The sequence below is a fragment of the Pseudoalteromonas sp. MMG024 genome (assembly GCF_021654175.1).
Taxonomy (GTDB): domain Bacteria; phylum Pseudomonadota; class Gammaproteobacteria; order Enterobacterales; family Alteromonadaceae; genus Pseudoalteromonas.
Map to the genome: position 1 here is coordinate 1 of NZ_JAKFZO010000015.1, position 15,677 is coordinate 15,677.

General features: G+C 41.6%; 17 protein-coding genes and 1 pseudogene. 4 read left to right on the top strand and 14 right to left on the bottom strand.

What is annotated here, in order from left to right; translation table 11 throughout:
- The first annotated feature begins 547 nt into the window (after positions 1-547).
- From L1068_RS14685 to L1068_RS14695, 3 genes are all read left to right on the top strand, one after another.
- Positions 548-1,456 (top strand): hypothetical protein, encoded by a 909-nt coding sequence (locus tag L1068_RS14685; RefSeq protein WP_237130868.1) that lies wholly within the window; start codon positions 548-550, stop codon positions 1,454-1,456.
- An 11-nt stretch (positions 1,457-1,467) separates the two neighbouring features.
- Positions 1,468-2,037 carry a BRCT domain-containing protein gene (locus L1068_RS14690; protein ID WP_237130869.1) on the top strand — a complete coding sequence of 190 codons (570 nt, stop codon included), beginning with the start codon at positions 1,468-1,470 and terminating at the stop codon, positions 2,035-2,037.
- Positions 2,038-2,104: 67 nt separating this feature from the next.
- The gene (locus L1068_RS14695) at positions 2,105-2,308 is read left to right on the top strand and encodes a hypothetical protein (RefSeq protein WP_237130870.1); all 204 of its coding nucleotides are present in this window, start codon (positions 2,105-2,107) and stop codon (positions 2,306-2,308) included.
- A 1,002-nt stretch (positions 2,309-3,310) separates the two neighbouring features.
- Here the strand turns inward: L1068_RS14695 and L1068_RS14700 are convergent.
- The 12 genes and pseudogenes from L1068_RS14700 to trmJ form a co-directional block, all read right to left on the bottom strand.
- A pseudogene (locus L1068_RS14700) lies at positions 3,311-4,682 on the bottom strand (Gfo/Idh/MocA family oxidoreductase).
- Between the two features lie 141 nt (positions 4,683-4,823).
- Positions 4,824-5,927 carry an aminoglycoside phosphotransferase family protein gene (locus L1068_RS14705; protein WP_237130871.1) on the bottom strand — a complete coding sequence of 368 codons (1,104 nt, stop codon included), beginning with the start codon at positions 5,925-5,927 and terminating at the stop codon, positions 4,824-4,826.
- Positions 5,920-6,816, bottom strand: coding sequence for an NTP transferase domain-containing protein (locus tag L1068_RS14710; RefSeq protein WP_237130872.1), 897 nt, complete (start codon positions 6,814-6,816; stop codon positions 5,920-5,922). Before L1068_RS14710 ends, L1068_RS14705 begins: the two co-directional genes overlap by 8 nt.
- A 97-nt stretch (positions 6,817-6,913) precedes the next feature.
- Positions 6,914-7,291 (bottom strand): STAS/SEC14 domain-containing protein, encoded by a 378-nt coding sequence (locus tag L1068_RS14715; RefSeq protein WP_010561884.1) that lies wholly within the window; start codon positions 7,289-7,291, stop codon positions 6,914-6,916.
- A 130-nt stretch (positions 7,292-7,421) separates the two neighbouring features.
- Positions 7,422-7,760 carry an ISC system 2Fe-2S type ferredoxin gene (gene fdx / locus L1068_RS14720; protein WP_054979581.1) on the bottom strand — a complete coding sequence of 113 codons (339 nt, stop codon included), beginning with the start codon at positions 7,758-7,760 and terminating at the stop codon, positions 7,422-7,424.
- A gap of 1 nt (position 7,761) precedes the next feature.
- Positions 7,762-9,621: a Fe-S protein assembly chaperone HscA gene (hscA, locus tag L1068_RS14725; RefSeq protein WP_237130873.1), complete on the bottom strand. Its 1,860-nt coding sequence runs from the start codon at positions 9,619-9,621 to the stop codon at positions 7,762-7,764.
- A 16-nt stretch (positions 9,622-9,637) separates the two neighbouring features.
- Positions 9,638-10,165 (bottom strand): co-chaperone HscB, encoded by a 528-nt coding sequence (gene hscB / locus L1068_RS14730; protein ID WP_237130874.1) that lies wholly within the window; start codon positions 10,163-10,165, stop codon positions 9,638-9,640.
- Between the two features lie 81 nt (positions 10,166-10,246).
- Complete coding sequence (iscA, locus tag L1068_RS14735) at positions 10,247-10,570, bottom strand: iron-sulfur cluster assembly protein IscA (protein WP_010561888.1); 324 nt, start codon at positions 10,568-10,570, stop codon at positions 10,247-10,249.
- 3 nt (positions 10,571-10,573) lie between these two features.
- Positions 10,574-10,957, bottom strand: a complete 384-nt coding sequence (gene iscU / locus L1068_RS14740; RefSeq protein ID WP_054979579.1) for a Fe-S cluster assembly scaffold IscU — start codon at positions 10,955-10,957, stop codon at positions 10,574-10,576.
- A gap of 31 nt (positions 10,958-10,988) precedes the next feature.
- A complete protein-coding gene (locus tag L1068_RS14745; protein WP_010561890.1) occupies positions 10,989-12,206 on the bottom strand; it encodes an IscS subfamily cysteine desulfurase in 1,218 nt (405 codons plus the stop codon).
- A 19-nt stretch (positions 12,207-12,225) separates the two neighbouring features.
- Positions 12,226-12,726: a Fe-S cluster assembly transcriptional regulator IscR gene (gene iscR / locus L1068_RS14750; RefSeq protein WP_010561891.1), complete on the bottom strand. Its 501-nt coding sequence runs from the start codon at positions 12,724-12,726 to the stop codon at positions 12,226-12,228.
- Between the two features lie 185 nt (positions 12,727-12,911).
- The gene (gene trmJ / locus L1068_RS14755) at positions 12,912-13,652 is read right to left on the bottom strand and encodes a tRNA (cytosine(32)/uridine(32)-2'-O)-methyltransferase TrmJ (protein ID WP_237130875.1); all 741 of its coding nucleotides are present in this window, start codon (positions 13,650-13,652) and stop codon (positions 12,912-12,914) included.
- A 252-nt stretch (positions 13,653-13,904) separates the two neighbouring features.
- Here trmJ and suhB point away from each other — a divergent pair, with 252 nt between their 5' ends.
- On the top strand, positions 13,905-14,708 hold the full coding sequence (gene suhB, locus L1068_RS14760) for an inositol-1-monophosphatase (protein WP_010561893.1): 804 nt from the start codon (positions 13,905-13,907) through the stop codon (positions 14,706-14,708).
- A gap of 47 nt (positions 14,709-14,755) precedes the next feature.
- Here the strand turns inward: suhB and L1068_RS14765 are convergent, their stop codons facing one another.
- Both L1068_RS14765 and L1068_RS14770 read right to left on the bottom strand, forming a co-directional pair.
- Entirely contained in the window at positions 14,756-15,115 is a 360-nt protein-coding gene (locus L1068_RS14765) for a transporter substrate-binding domain-containing protein (protein WP_237130876.1), read from the bottom strand.
- A gap of 67 nt (positions 15,116-15,182) precedes the next feature.
- Positions 15,183-15,596: a hypothetical protein gene (locus L1068_RS14770; RefSeq protein ID WP_237130877.1), complete on the bottom strand. Its 414-nt coding sequence runs from the start codon at positions 15,594-15,596 to the stop codon at positions 15,183-15,185.
- Between the last annotated feature and the right edge of the window lie 81 nt (positions 15,597-15,677).

Here is a 15,677-nt window from a genome sequence, read left to right on the forward strand (position 1 = left end):
GCAATTATGAATGGGACGTCTAAAGCTTGGCTGACGCTCATTCTTCGCTAATTTTAGCCAAGCTTAATACGCCCCATATTGCGGCGTATTTTGCTAAGGAGAGTTCTTATATGACTCAGTATTTTCCTGTGATATTCGGCATACTTATGGTACTTGTTGTAGCTTGGTTTGTTTTGATTTTATCCATATTTAGTATCCTTAAAACTAACCATGCATCTGTGTTCGAATCATTAAAAAGCCCAAGCCTATTTTCGAATAAAGACCCGAAATCCATGCTTCTGTTTGCCGGATTTTTACTTAGAAGGAACTATCGAGGACTAGATGACGCTCGGCTAGTGAGGCTATGTAATGTTACTTTGGTGGTTGGGGCGGTGTATTTTGTTCTATTTTCCACAATGTTTGCTTCAGTTGTATTGAGTTCAATTTGAATTTGAATTACGCAATATAACCAGTTACATCAGCGGACGGCAGCTAGCTGTCACAAATTTTGTTCCAAAATTACCGCCAGCCGTGCCGCGGCTGTGCAAAGCGTTACGAATGACAGCTAATGGCACAAAGCGGAAGTAACCCTCTGAATTTAATTATGTATCCAGCAGTAATGAGCGATGAACGGTCGTTGATAAAACTTGAATCAGCATGCAAAATGCATGAACAAACCGCTTTAATTTTTGTAACGGATTACCTAATGATGACATTTGATACCACCCCGTGGCGTAACTTAACTGAGCAACAAAAACAAACACGAGACGAAAAGTGGCCGCTGTTTGAAGCTTGGTATTACGAACTTACTAAAGATGGTGAAACGGATGTTAATGTAAGAATTGCAGCGTTTAAAAAATTTTATGATACAGGGGTGGTAGATGAAGAATATCATCACTTTGCTTATTTGACCCTTTTGCATGCAAGTGACGATGTTAGTGCTATGCAAGAAGTGGTTAAGTTTATACAACAGGATAAACACTTTGATTTAAACTTTATAACAGCATATCGTCATATTCTCACGTATTATCATTTTGTTGAAAATGGCTTTGTCACGCGTGAACGCTTATATAATTTTATTGTGGCAGTACACGGTGAGGATTACCTCGAACATACTAAAATTTGGGATGCAGATCTTTATGATAAAGCGGGTCAAGTGGTTTCAGCTGCAGTGAATGCGCTGGGTAAATGGCGCCCATGCTATGATCCTGACCTAATACCCTATCAACTAGTATTTAAACACTTATTGACAGCGTTACCCTACTACAAGGCAAGTATTGACTCTGTAGGTGCTGAAGCGAATATCAGACCCCTTTGCCGGGTGTATTCTTGGTTGCCAAATCGCCACCGTAACCCTGAACTTGCGCTGCCCTATTACCAACAAGTGATTGATCTATTACTGAGCGATAACGTTGACCCAGAAGTAAAACGCTGGACCAGTGATTTTTTAAAAAAGCTAGAAGCTGAAAAAGAATAAGGAAATTAAATATGTCGAGTACCGTTTTTGACGCAACCATTACTAATATGGATAACAAAACCGTTGCAAACAGCATAGAACAATTACGAAGTACCACACAGCTTCACAGTGTATTACAAAACACGCACTTAACACCGCAAGCCCTAGCGCTAAGCGTGAATGACAATTTTGCAACACTCAGTGCTGAGGTTGGCTCTGAAGTAGATGTGATGGTATTTGACAACATTATCGAATATTTACAGCAAAATGGCGCTGAGGTTGAGCGTGCAGAGGTGTTTTTATCATCCACTGGCACTAACCACATTATTTGTTCCCCCATTGCTGACGATGAGGTGATTGAATTCAGTGAACAAGTCATCGGTTTTTATCAATTAGAAGAAGATGAGATGGAAGAAGTCAAAGCACAACTTGAAGATGATGGAACGCAATTCACTGATAACATTGATAATACAACAACTTTAATTATCATTGGTGAAGATACACCAAGTGACACAGAGGCATTAAACGCTTACAAAGCAAAAGGCATGAAAGTAATTGATTACGATGCGTTCTGGGATTATTTGGATATGTACTCTATCTAAAAGGAAGTTAAAAGCATGTTTGGAATAAAAATTGTGCAGTGAAGGATGGAGCGCTGAAGGTCAGCTAATGGCACAAAACGGAAGTAACCCTCTGAATTTAATTATGTATCTGACAGCAATGAGCGAGGAGCGGTCATTAGATTTTTTAAACCCTTACTTTTCAGCCTCTGAATTTAAACCTTTCCCCCATATTCAAGAAAATGCGCAAATTGCGCATTTTTATCTTTCTCAAAAATTAACCACATGTATTTTTAATAATACTGGCAACTAGTTATCAACTTTGTTAAAACTAAAGCATTCAGAAAAGTGCGCGATTGCAAATCAGAAATATGCGCAATTTGCGCACTATTAAATTGTTAGGTGTCAGGGATGAAACCGATACTACTATCATTTATTTTCATTGTATTATCTGGGTGCTCGTCAGTCACCAAAACTACTATCCATCTCCATTCCAACGGAGTTAGCGAAGCAAAGCTAACTAACCTAAGAGTCAAGTTAGAAAAAAGTGGATACACCGTAGTAATTGGCAATCAAGACTTCTCACATTTCTTAATTACGCCACTCATAATTGTTCCAAAGAAATCAAAATTCAATACCCCAGAGCTTCAACAACAAATAACTAATATTTTAGGCTCTATCCCAATTGTAAAACAAGGTAACTTTAAAAATCATAAGTATCTGGGTAATCATATTGGTGTATATATTCGGGGCGACACTACCACCTAACAAAAATAAAGTCGTTCCCGTCGGCAACTGGGACGAATAGACATGAGCTGTTTCGCATTTTAGCCTACACGCCTGCGACCTTATTTAAAAGTTACGAATGACAGATTCTGGCACTAACTTGCCATTGAGTTAGGTGTTTAGATTCACTCCTTCACCCATTAAATCAAACCTGAAAACCTAATTTAAATGAATAATGCGAGACAGGGAGCGAAGCGGTCGAGCAAGCCATGTTCAACAAGGACGTTGCTTCATGGCGTTTATGTTCACATTTAAATTTTGTTTGAAGAATAGTTTGATTTTGGGGCGTCGGGGGAATCCAAAGGGGGGCCGGCGCTTTTAAATATGTGTTAAAATTCATCCATGAAGCTGGGTTACATCGGTCATCCTTGACCTCATTTCAAAGTACTGCGAAACTCCGTTTCGGTTACTTTTCATCTTTTACTGCTGTCGCCAGCGCGACAAACATGATTTGCTAGTGCAGGATAGCTACAAAAAACTCCCAAACTACCGTTTTTGTTTTTGAGAACTTTCAAAAGCTAAGAAGTCATTAAACTGTCACTATCCCCAGCGGCTCTGCCGTCTGCCATGCACCACGAGTAAAGTCAGGAATATCTACTGACTTCGCACGGTTGTTCAGCGACTCAGCACTTAGTGGACTAATCACCGACCAGGCTGCACCATCGTAAACATCTTGGTCCAGTGGTTCGCCATTACGTAGGCAGTAAATCATACGCCAGAACATTAAGAAATCCATGCCGCCATGACCGCCATTGCGCTCGGCTTCTTTACCCATTTTAACCCACAGTGGATGGTCATATTTGTTATACCAAGACTGCATATCGTAATCCCACTCGTGGAAATTACCGCTACCGCCCTCTTCCAACGCAATGCGATTTGGGAAGCCTGCAAAAACACCGTTTGTGCCTTGAATAAGATTATGGCGAGAATATGGACGAGGCGTTGTGGTATCGTGTTGTACCATAATAGTGCGGCCTTGCACCGTTTTTATCAGCGTAGTGCTGATATCGCCATTAATGTAGTTTAACTGGTTACGCTGATGATCCGCTGGAAATTCTTTTTGTGCATACAGGGCGCGACCAAGTGCCGGTGAGCTCATTGAAGTAAGATAATCAAAACGGTCGCCACGGTTAATATTCATATATTGTGACACAGGGCCTAAACCGTGAGTTGGGTATAAATTACCATTACGTTTTGCATGCCAGCCCGTACGCCACGAACCTGTTTTAGTTTCAAGCTCTTTCATTTGCCAACGCAGCTCATGAATATAAGCCGCTTCACCGTGTAATAACTCACCGAAGACTCCTTGACGAACCATGTTCAGCACCATTAACTCGTCGCGGCCATAGTTCACGTTTTCCATCATCATACAGTTCTTTTGCGTGCGCTCAGCAGTATTAACAATGTCCCACATTTCTTCTACAGTGGTCGCAAGCGGCACTTCAACAAACGCGTGTTTACCGCTTTCCATCGACTCGATTGCCATGGGTGCATGCCATTTCCAATGGTGTAGAAATAATCACGATATCAATATCTTGACGGTTCAGCATTTCACGGTAGGCATATTCGCCATTACCGTAAAGTGCCGGCTGTTTATGACCATTCTCAGTTAGAAATTTCGCTGAGCGCTCAAGCACTTCTTGGTGGTTATCACAAATCGCAACAATTTCAGCGCCTTCAATATGGCTCATGCGTTTAACATGGCCATAGCCGCGCTGACCCACACCAATAAAACCAACACGTACCACATCCATTTTGGGCGCAATTAAGCCAATTACACTTTTGCCCTGCTGTTTTGCTGGTGTAAATTGATTATTTGACGTTGCACAAGCAGCGGTTAAACCCGCAGCTGTAGTGACAGTTGCGGCTTTTAAAAAACCACGACGATCCATATTTTTCATGTGTATTTCCTTTGAACGAACTATTTTTATTATTCAGTATTAATATCTGATTGCTTATTTCAGGGCAAAACAATGCGATTAATAAAAGCGTTAACTTTAAAAACAAAAAAGGCAGCTAGGCTGCCTTTTATCAATACAAGTTTATTTGAACAAAATTTCTTTCAGTGTTTGCTCTTTTTTAAGTAAGTCTTTATACAGTGCAAACTGATTACGCGCGCGGTCTAGATTATGATTGTCGCGGTGAATGGTAAAGTAATTATCGCCGTCTAAATAATCTGTTAAAAAGCGCACACCAATCATAAAGCTCATCACCTTAGCGCCAAGCCAAAAGCTTTGTTTTTCTTTTTCAGACAACACATTTTTAAGCGGCTCTACATAGCCCTCAACGATTGACGCAAAAATATGCTCACGTACTTTTACTTTATCTAAATTGGTTGAGTCTTCCGCCTCTGGCGAGCAAAAAGTACGTACCATATCGCCAAAATCAAACATCCAATAACCTGGCATACAGGTATCTAAATCAATAACAGCCTTTGCTTGATCTGACTTTTTACAAAACAGCATATTGTTGATTTTAGTATCATTGTGGCATGCGCGTACGGGTAAATCTGGCACTATTTCAGCTATTTCGTCGAGCAGCTGACGTTGCTGTTGGCAAAATTCAATTTCTGCTGCACAAGCATTCACACGTGCCACTTTATCGGCCGAAACCGCCTCTTCTAACGCATTAATTCGCATAGCAAGATTATGAAAATCTGGGATCACGGTTTTAAGGGAGTCGGCTTCAAAATCATTCAGTGCTTTTGCAAACTGACCAAAAGCACCGGCAGCAATTTTTGCTTTTTCACTCGATTCAACCACGTCTTCACTGTAGCTGCCGCCTATAAATTCAAGCGCGCGCCACGTATCGCCATTAAGGCGCACTAAATGCGTTTCATCTTGGGTTGCTACATGCTTAATTACATCGAGATCATACGCGTTTTTTTGCGCTTTTTTGGTCAAGTGCTTTTCAATTTTGCGCGCATTTGATACCAAGGCCTGTGAATCCGGAAACACTTGGGTATTTAGCTTTTGCACCACTAAATGCTTTTCTGGTGAACTTAAAAGTAGCGTGGTATTGATATGACCACTGCCAATTGGCTTAATTGAAATGCCTGTTTGCCCCAACCCATATTGGTTAGATAAGGCCAAGGCTTGCTCTTGATACGTCATTGTAATCTCTTGCAACTGCTCATATTTACTCATTTAATTGCTGAGCAACGCGCGCCAAATCATCGCTATAGGTTACACCCAGCCAGCAGTCCTTGGCAGGTAATAACTCGACAACTTGCGCGTGTTGCGCAACTAAATACTGGATTTGGTCTGGTAGAAAAAACTCGCTATTGATAGCGCTGTCATACTGTTCTAAAAACGCGATAAAGCCATCTTCTAATTGGTTGAATATCTCAAACCCCAGTGCCCAAATGGTCATTGATGCGTAGGTGTTTGGTGACAGGCTAATCTGCTCACCAGAAACGGTTTCACCACGAAGATCCGCATCAATATTTAAAACTTCAGTAATATTGTTTAGCTGTGAGCCTGAAAGCTCACAAATCCCACGATTTACACCGCCTTGCTCTGTCAGTGTGCTCGCTAATGGATAACCTAATAAACGCCATGCGCCATTATTTTGCCAATTTGCAAGTAAGGTACTAAAGGCTGATTTTCCATAATAATCATCTGCGGTGATCACCACGCAATGTGCTGTTACAAATTGTTTCGCAGCGAGTAATGCATGACCTGTTCCCCATGGCTTTTCACGCTCAGAAAACATGCCTTTGTAATGTGGCGGTACATCCGAAATCGATTGCACGGCAATATCAACCGTTAACTCTGGATGCAAACGAGGCAGTATTTGAGCCTCAACGGTTTGCTTAATTGCAGCATTAACAACTAACACCACATGACGTATTCCGGCATTAAATGCATCCGAAATACTGAGTTCAAGCAGTGTTTTTTCAATACCCGGTACAACGGCAAGCTGTTTATTGCCACCAAAACGTCGGCCGAGACCGCCTGCGAGAATCACTAAGCTGACATCTTTTGGAGAAATAGGCGAGTTTGATGCGATATTACCGCGACTTCCATGCATCATGAATATTACAGAACGACTAATCTAAACAAAAAATAAATTCTACAAGGCTTTTTACGCAATTGCATTAACTAATTTCACCCGCTAAGTCACGGGGGTTTTATGCTTGCTCCAACCAAACTAATGCATCGTGATGGTTATTGAATGACTCAATTTCGCCCGGCATAAACCAATTTGAAACATGCATCACCCCTTTTTGCCAACGATGTGAGCAAATAACAGCGATTTTTTCGAATTCTCGACGGTGTTTCATACCAAACTTAAAATCATCCCACGCGGCATTCATGGTCCAGCCATCCAGCTCGGTAATATCAATTAAAACATTCAGTTTTGGCTGTGTTACTTCACTAAGCGCTGATTCAATGGTGGGCACCATGTACTGATAGTCATCATGTTGCAGTGTGCCAAATGCGCGAATATGAATAAAGAATGTCGATTTAACGCGACTTAAACCAATGCTGATCCCATGTGGTTTCATAAACTTTCCCGCTCTTAATTATACTTTTAGATTAAACAAAACAGATTCAAGCATCTTTGATATTAGACAAATTTCAGGCAATAAAAAAGCGCTCTAAGAGCGCTTTTCTAAAACATTAATCACTGTGTAATTAGTGTTCCTCGTTTACAATATTCAAATTGTACTTTGGAATTTCTACGACTAGGTCTTCATCTGCGATAATAGCCTGACAGCCAAGGCGTGATTCAGGCTCTAAACCCCATGCTTTATCCAGCATATCATCTTCAAGTTCATCACTTTCTTCAAGCGAATCGAAACCTTCACGCACAATTAAATGACATGTAGTACATGCACATGACTTTTCACACGCATGCGGAATTGAAATACCATTTTTAAGCGCAACATCAAGCACCGTTTCACCAGTAGGTGCTTCAATTGCCGCGCCTTCTGGACAAAGTTCTTCATGTGGTAAGAAAATAATTTGTGGCATATTAAACCTCATCTACCGACTGGCCAGTTAAAGCCTGTTTAATTGAATCATCCATACGGCGCGATGCAAACTCACTGCTTGCTTTATCAATGGCTTCAATGGCTGATTTTAGTTGGTCTGGCGTTGTCGCCGTTTCGCGAAGTACCGCTAACTTGCTGATTTCGCTTTCTAATTCGCTTTTTTCATCAGTTGAAAGTAAGTGACCACTTTGTTCAAGCGATGCATTTAATGCTTCAATCACTCGTAGCGCTTCAACTTGTTGCTCTTTTAGCATACGTGCTTGCATATCGTTTTTAGCATTAACCAACGACGATTTAATCATATCAGCAACTTGGTTATCTGATAAACCAAATGACGGTTTAACTTGAACTTCAGACTGCACACCTGTGGATTTTTCCATTGCGCTTACGCTTAGAAGACCGTCCGCATCCACTTTAAAGGTTACACGAATATGCGCTGCACCCGCCGCCATTGGTGGAATGCCTTTTAAGCTAAATTTAGCCAGTGAGCGGCAACCATCTACCAGTTCACGCTCGCCTTGCAGCACATGCAGCGACATTGCCGTTTGGCCATCTTTGAACGTAGTAAACTCTTGTGCACGAGCAACAGGAATAGTGGTGTTGCGAGGAATGATTTTCTCAACCAAGCCACCCATAGTTTCTAAACCGAGTGAAAGCGGTAATACATCAAGCAGCAACATATCTGAATCAGGTTTATTACCTACTAATATGTCGGCTTGAATTGCCGCACCCAAAGCAACAACTTGGTCTGGGTCAATTGAAGTAAGTGGTTCTTTACCAAAAAACTCACCTACTTGCTCACGTACAATTGGCATGCGTGTAGAGCCACCAACCATTACAACTTCAAGCACGTCTTCTTTTTCAACACCGGCATCTTTCAAGGCTCGGCGCGATGCACGTAATGTCTTTTTCACAAGGCCTTGTGCTAATTCATTAAAGAACTCTTTCGTTACTTCAATTTTAAACTGCTGTTCGCCTAAATCTAAACCAACGTTTACCAGATTGTAATTAGTAAGCGCTTCTTTACATGCGCGCGCTTTTTCCATAAATAAACGAAGCGTGTCTGCGTTCGGTGCGTTAATGCCTGTTTGCTCTTTAAAGTAATTCACCAACAGTGCGTCAAAGTCATCGCCGCCAAGTGCCGAGTCACCACCCGTCGCCAACACTTCAAATACGCCTTTATTCAAACGCAGAATTGACACATCAAAGGTACCGCCACCTAAGTCATAAACCGCGATAACACCTTCTTTACCTGAATCTAAACCGTAAGCAACCGCAGCGGCTGTTGGTTCGTTAAGTAAACGCAGTACATTTAAGCCAGCTAGTTCTGCAGCATCTTTCGTGCCCTGACGCTGTGCATCATCAAAATACGCCGGAACAGTGATCACTGCGCCGGTAATTTCTTCGCCGCCGAAGCTGTCCGTTGCACGCGCTTTTAGCGCTTTTAGAATCTCGCTCGACGCTTGAATTGGATTAATGTTGCCCTGACGCGTTTGAATTGCTAATACGTCATCGTCGTTGCTAAATTGGTATGGTAGTTGGTCGGCAATCTGACTGATTTCTTGGAATGATTTGCCAAGAAAACGTTTTACCGAAATAAGCGTATTGGCAGCGTCTAGCGGTGCATCTACCTTGGCTTTTTCGCCAACAGTAATTGTGTTTTCACCATAGTGAATGGCTGATGGCAAAATTGTTTTGCCCATTAAGTCTGGCAGTACTTTGGTTTCGCCACTTTGTACTGTTGCAACCAGCGAGTTTGTGGTTCCTAAGTCAATGCCAACTGCTAATTTGTGCTCATGTGGTGATGCACTTTGGCCTGGTTCTGCTATTTGGAGTAACATGTTTCTCGCGTCCTAATTAGTCGTCGAAAAGCGAATCTTCAATGCGCTCTAATTCTTCTCGTAACTTATAAATAAATTTAAGCTTGCGTACTATATCTGCGGCAATTTTAAGCTGCTCTTGGTCGTCACTATCAATGTGCTTTTTGAGCTCTGCGTAATAATCTTTATGAAGTTCTTTTACGTGATTTTCAAACTGTGCAATTGCTGCTTCAGGGTCTGCAGCGTCAGTAATTTCGCTTAGCTCTTCTCGCAGCTCCATCTGCTGCATTAAAAACTCAGGATCTTGCAAAGTTTGTTGCTCAGCACGAATATCAATATGCTTTTCTGCTAGCATGTATTCTGCGCGTTTTAGCGGCTGCTTGAGAACCTGTAATGCGTCGTTTAATTCTGCCGTTTTTTGTACCGCAAGCAGTTGTTGCTGTGCGCCTAAACTAGCATGACGATCAGGGTGAAGAATTTTTTGCAGTTCGAGATAGCGTGCGTTAACAGTGTTGAGATCAACATCAAATTGAACAGGGATTGCAAATAACTCAAAGTATTTCATAGTAACGAAAAAATCCTCGCTCTTAATTGCACACAAGCCCCGCAATTGCAGGGCTCAATAAATTAGATCAAATAGTAAAGGTTATACGGTAAAGCTTTCGCCGCAACCACACTCACCATTTTGATTCGGGTTGTTAAATTTAAACCCTTCATTTAGGCCTTCTTTAACAAAGTCCAGCTCGGTGCCGTCGATATACACTAGGCTTTTACCATCAACAATAACGGTTACACCGTTATGCTCAAAGGTTTCATCGCCTTCCGCTAACTCATCAACAAACTCTAGTACATAGGCAAGGCCTGAGCACCCTGTTGTTTTAACACCAACGCGTAGGCCAAGACCTTTGCCGCGATTGGTTAAAAATGAGCGTACGCGATCAGCGGCTGCATCTGTTAAAGTAATCGCCATAAATTATTCACCGTGCTTTTTTTTGTAATCCGCAATCGCTGCTTGGATTGCATCTTCCGCTAAAATTGAACAGTGAATTTTAACTGGCGGTAATTCTAGCTCCGCTGTGATATCAGTGTTTTTGATTTCACCTGCTTCGTCTAGGCTTTTACCTTTAACCCATTCAGTTACTAGTGATGACGATGCAATCGCGCTACCACAACCATAGGTTTTAAATTTTGCATCTTCGATGATGCCATCGTCAGATACCTTAATTTGCAACTTCATTACGTCACCACATGCTGGTGCGCCAACCATACCCGTTGCAACACTTGGGTCATTCTTGTCGAGAGAACCTACGTTACGTGGATTCTCTACATGGTCAATTACTTTGTCACTATATGCCATTGCTTGTTACCTCAATACCCAATTCATTTAATTAGTGGTGTGTCCACTCAACAGACTCTAAATCAACGCCTTCTTTATACATTTCCCATAAAGGAGACATTTCGCGCAAACGGCCAATTGAGTCTTTGATTAGCTGAACAGTGTAATCAATCTCTTCTTCAGTCGTGAAACGACCAATACTGAAACGAATTGAGCTATGTGCTAATTCGTCGTTACGGCCTAGCGCACGTAATACGTAAGATGGTTCTAAACTTGCCGAAGTACATGCAGAACCTGAAGATACCGCGATATCTTTAAGTGCCATTAGTAATGACTCACCTTCAACATAGTTGAATGAAATATTTACGATACCTGGTACTGATTGCTCTGGTGTACCGTTAAAGTAAACTTCTTCGATATCCGACATAATGCCATCAATCAAGCGCTTACGTAGTGCACTGATGTGTGCGTGATCTTTATCAAAATCTTCATTTGCAACTTTGAACGCCTGACCCATACCTACGATTTGGTGTGTTGCCAGTGTACCTGAGCGCATACCACGCTCATGACCACCACCGTGCATTTGTGCTTCTAAACGCGCACGTGGCTTACGACGAACATAAAGTGCACCAATACCTTTCGGGCCATACACTTTGTGACCAGAGAAAGACATGAAATCTACTTTAAGTGCTTGCATGTCGATTTTTACTTTACCTGCGCTTTGCGCACCATCAACATGGAACATGATTTTGCGTTCGCGACACATTTCGCCAATGGTTGCGATATCTTGTACTACACCTAGCTCGTTATTTACGTGCATTACGCTCACAAGCACAGTGTCATCACGCATTGTTGCTTCAAGCTTCTTAAGGTCTAGTAAGCCGTTTTCTTCAACGTCCATATAAGTAACTTCAAAGCCTTGACGCTCAAGTTCACGACACGTGTCTAATACGGCTTTGTGTTCTGTTTTAACTGTGATTACGTGCTTGCCTTTTTTCGCGTAGAAATTAGCAGCACCTTTAATTGCCAAGTTATTTGATTCTGTAGCACCTGATGTGAAAACGATTTCACGCGGGTCTGCATTGATTAATTCAGCAATATCGTGACGCGCTTGATCAACTGCTTCTTCTGCTTGCCAACCAAAACGGTGAGAACGCGATGCTGGGTTACCAAAATTGCCATCCATTGTTAGACACTGCATCATAGCGTCAGCTACACGCGGATCGACAGGTGTTGTGGCGGCATAATCTAAATAAATTGGTAACTTCATATTTACTTGCTCCGAATTGCTACATTTGGCAACTAATGTTGATATTTTCAAGCTGACTGAGTGAATTTTCAACGGCTTTTTCAACCGTCTGGTCTTGGCGACCTGCAACTTGTTGCACATCTTTTTTGGCAACTAACTCAGCTAACGTAATACTGTTTAAAAATTCTTCGATGCGCTGGCTCAATTCACTCCAAAGTGAGTGTGTTAAGCAGCGAACACCATTTTGGCAATCGCCTTCACCACCACAACGTGTGGCATCTACCGATTCATTGACTGCAGAAATGATATCGCCAACTGAAATCTCTGAGGCTTCCTTACCTAGTAAGTAACCACCGCCAGGACCACGAACAGAGCGTACTAAATCTTGCTTGCGCAAACGCGAAAATAACTGCTCAAGGTATGAGAGTGAAATGTCTTGTCGTTCTGAAATTTCAGCGAGGGGAACTGGGCCAATTTTAGTATGAAGCGCCACGTCTAATAATGCAGTTACTGCATATCGACCTTTCGACGTTAATTTCATGCTAAGCCCCCATCATCAATAAGAGTGCGAATTTTAATTACCTGACTAAGATAGTCAAGTATTTATTGTTCACACTTAGGTTATTCTTTAGTCTTGCTATATATAAGCTAGAACAGAATAACCTAGTAATTTACTCAAGTATTATTTTAATTACCTGAGTAAATTAGTCAAGTATTATCTTTAAGCTATTCGCTGTCTTTTTTCATAACCGATTTATCAATCGAGGTTAAAATTCCGCGAAGAATGTTAAGCTCTTGCTCTTCTGGGCGTGCACGATTAAATAAACGACGTAGCTTAGTCATTACTTGACCTGGATGTTGCTTAATAATAAAGCCCGTGTCTGACAAGGTTTTTTCTAAATGTTGATAGAAAAGCTCCATCTGTTCAGAACTTGGGTAAACCGCATCATCTTGCTCTATTTGTTGTTCGTCTTTGGCAAGGTAGCGCATGCGTGTTTCATAACACAGGGTTTGCACAGCCATAGCAAGATTCAGTGACGAGTATTCAGGGTTAGCTGCAATACATACATGGAAATTACACAGTTGCAGCTCTTCATTAGTTAAGCCGCTATTTTCACGACCAAAAACAAGCGCTACATCACCTTCTTGCTCTGTACCAGCAAGCAGTTTTTCGCCGCACTCAACTGGGTTAACCATTGGCCAAGATAAAGTACGTGAGCGCGCACTGGTGCCAATCACGGTATTACAATCAGCAATCGCCTCTTGCAAGGTATCAACAACTACCGCATTACCTAGTACATCGGTTGCTCCCGCTGCAAGTGCACTTGCATGGCTATCGACAGGGTTAACAGGATCAACTAAATAAAGCTTGCTAAAGCCCATTGTTTTCATTGCACGTGCAACTGAACCAATGTTACCTGTGTGCGAAGTATTAACCAGTACAATACGAATTTTATCTAGCGTCATGTTACGTTCTAAACTCTGAAATTTTATCTGGCGCGGATTTTAGCCTACTCATCATTAAATTTCGACTATTACGCCGCTATTAGCGATTTTTTAGCACATCAGTTTGATTAATTGTTAACCAGAGATTAAATTTATTATTTTGGTTTACAACCGCAAAAAAGTCGCTAAAATAGCGCGGCTGAACTGAGGGGTGACCAAATTAAGGCACAACTTAGTAGTTAATGAGTTCTTTTAAAACCTAAAGGTAAAGCTATGCATCCAATGTTAAACATTGCGGTTCGCGCTGCGCGAAATGCAGGTAAAGTTATTCTTCAAAAATTTGAAGAGAAAGATAAAGTTGAAGTACTTCAAAAAGGTAGCAACGACTTTGTAACTAACGTAGACAAAGACGCGGAAGCGATGATTCGCGACACTATTTTGAAGTCTTACCCTAAGCATAGCATTGTAGGCGAAGAGCTAGGTCAACAACTTGGCAGCGACGCTGATTACCTTTGGGTTATCGATCCACTTGATGGCACGACTAACTTCATCAAGGGCATTCCACACTTCGCAGTATCTATTGCATTAAAAGTTAAAGGCCGTACAGAGCAAGCGGTTGTTTACGATCCAATTCGTGGTGAATTATTCACAGCTACACGCGGTCAAGGCGCACAGCTTAACAGCAAGCGTATTCGTGTAAATAAGGCAACTGACCTTTCAGGTACTGTGCTAGCAACCGGCTTCCCATTCAAGCAAAAGCATCATATGGAAGAATACATGAACGCATTCAGTGCATTATTCGTTCATACAGCAGATATGCGCCGCGCAGGTTCTGCAGCGCTAGATTTAGCTTATGTTGCAGCGGGTCGTGTTGATGGTTTCTTCGAAATTGGTTTAAAGCCATGGGATACTGCAGCAGGTCAACTACTTGTTAAAGAAGCAGGTGGCTTAGTAACTGATTTTGCTGGCGGCAACAACCAAGATAAGTCAGGCAATATTGTATGTGGCGCACCAAAACTTGCACAAGCGATTGTGAAAGAGCTTCGTCCACATTTAAGCGATGCATTACTTAAATAATCGCATGCTTTAACTAGGTTTTATAAATAAGGAAGCACATTGCTTCCTTATTTTTTGTACCAAAGCGCCTTATTTTGCAACAGCGCTGTATTTGTAAAATAATCATTTTCTAAATAATGTATTTCGCGCTTCGCTAAGTTTAATTGGCTCAGCCCTTCAGCAAAATAATCATCAAACAACTTATCAAATCGACCATCAGCAATCATTTCTGTTAATCCTGCTTGCAGTGCATTGGCTAACGCCGTTTTTTCTTTATTTACAAAAAAGTAGAATGCCGCAGGATAATTTATTAAATGTGCGGTCTCTATCGCTAAACCAAGTGGCTTAAACTCCAAAAGTTCATCTTGAATTTCAATGACAGAGCGGGGGAAATAGTCCACCTGCCCACGAGAGACTAAAGTGAACATGGCTTTATAATGTGCAAATGCTTTTACTCGGTAGCCATTTTGCGCAAGAATTTTAGTATCGGGCCAATCATGTTCCCTGAACCGCTGTAAACTGCTTTAGCTTGTCGCTATCAATCGCAGTAAAGTCACTTTGCCGATCGTCTTTTATCAATGCAATACGTTTACCAATCAACCCTTTAAAAATAGGAATTGGAATTGCGGTAGCAATGGCTTCGCGGTCAGGACTCGTCATACCCCAATGGATATCTACATCACCTTGGCTGAGTTTTAGTAAGGTACGCTGCTGGAGTGGGTGAACAGGCACATGTTGCAATTGGTAAGGCTGATTGGCCAGTGCCAACTCTAATAGGCTAACAATGTAATCATCTCTTGGGTATAGCTTGTGCTGCTCTTTGGCAACTTTCACGATTTCTGTTGCTGCGACTGAGCAGGTTGAAAGTGAAATAAGCGCTATAAAACAATATGGTACATTTATTCTCATATTACTTGCCCCAAACATAGCTCAAGTAATAGTAAGTTAAAAAAATTATTGCTTAGGTAAAGCGATTGTTTTTCAATCGCT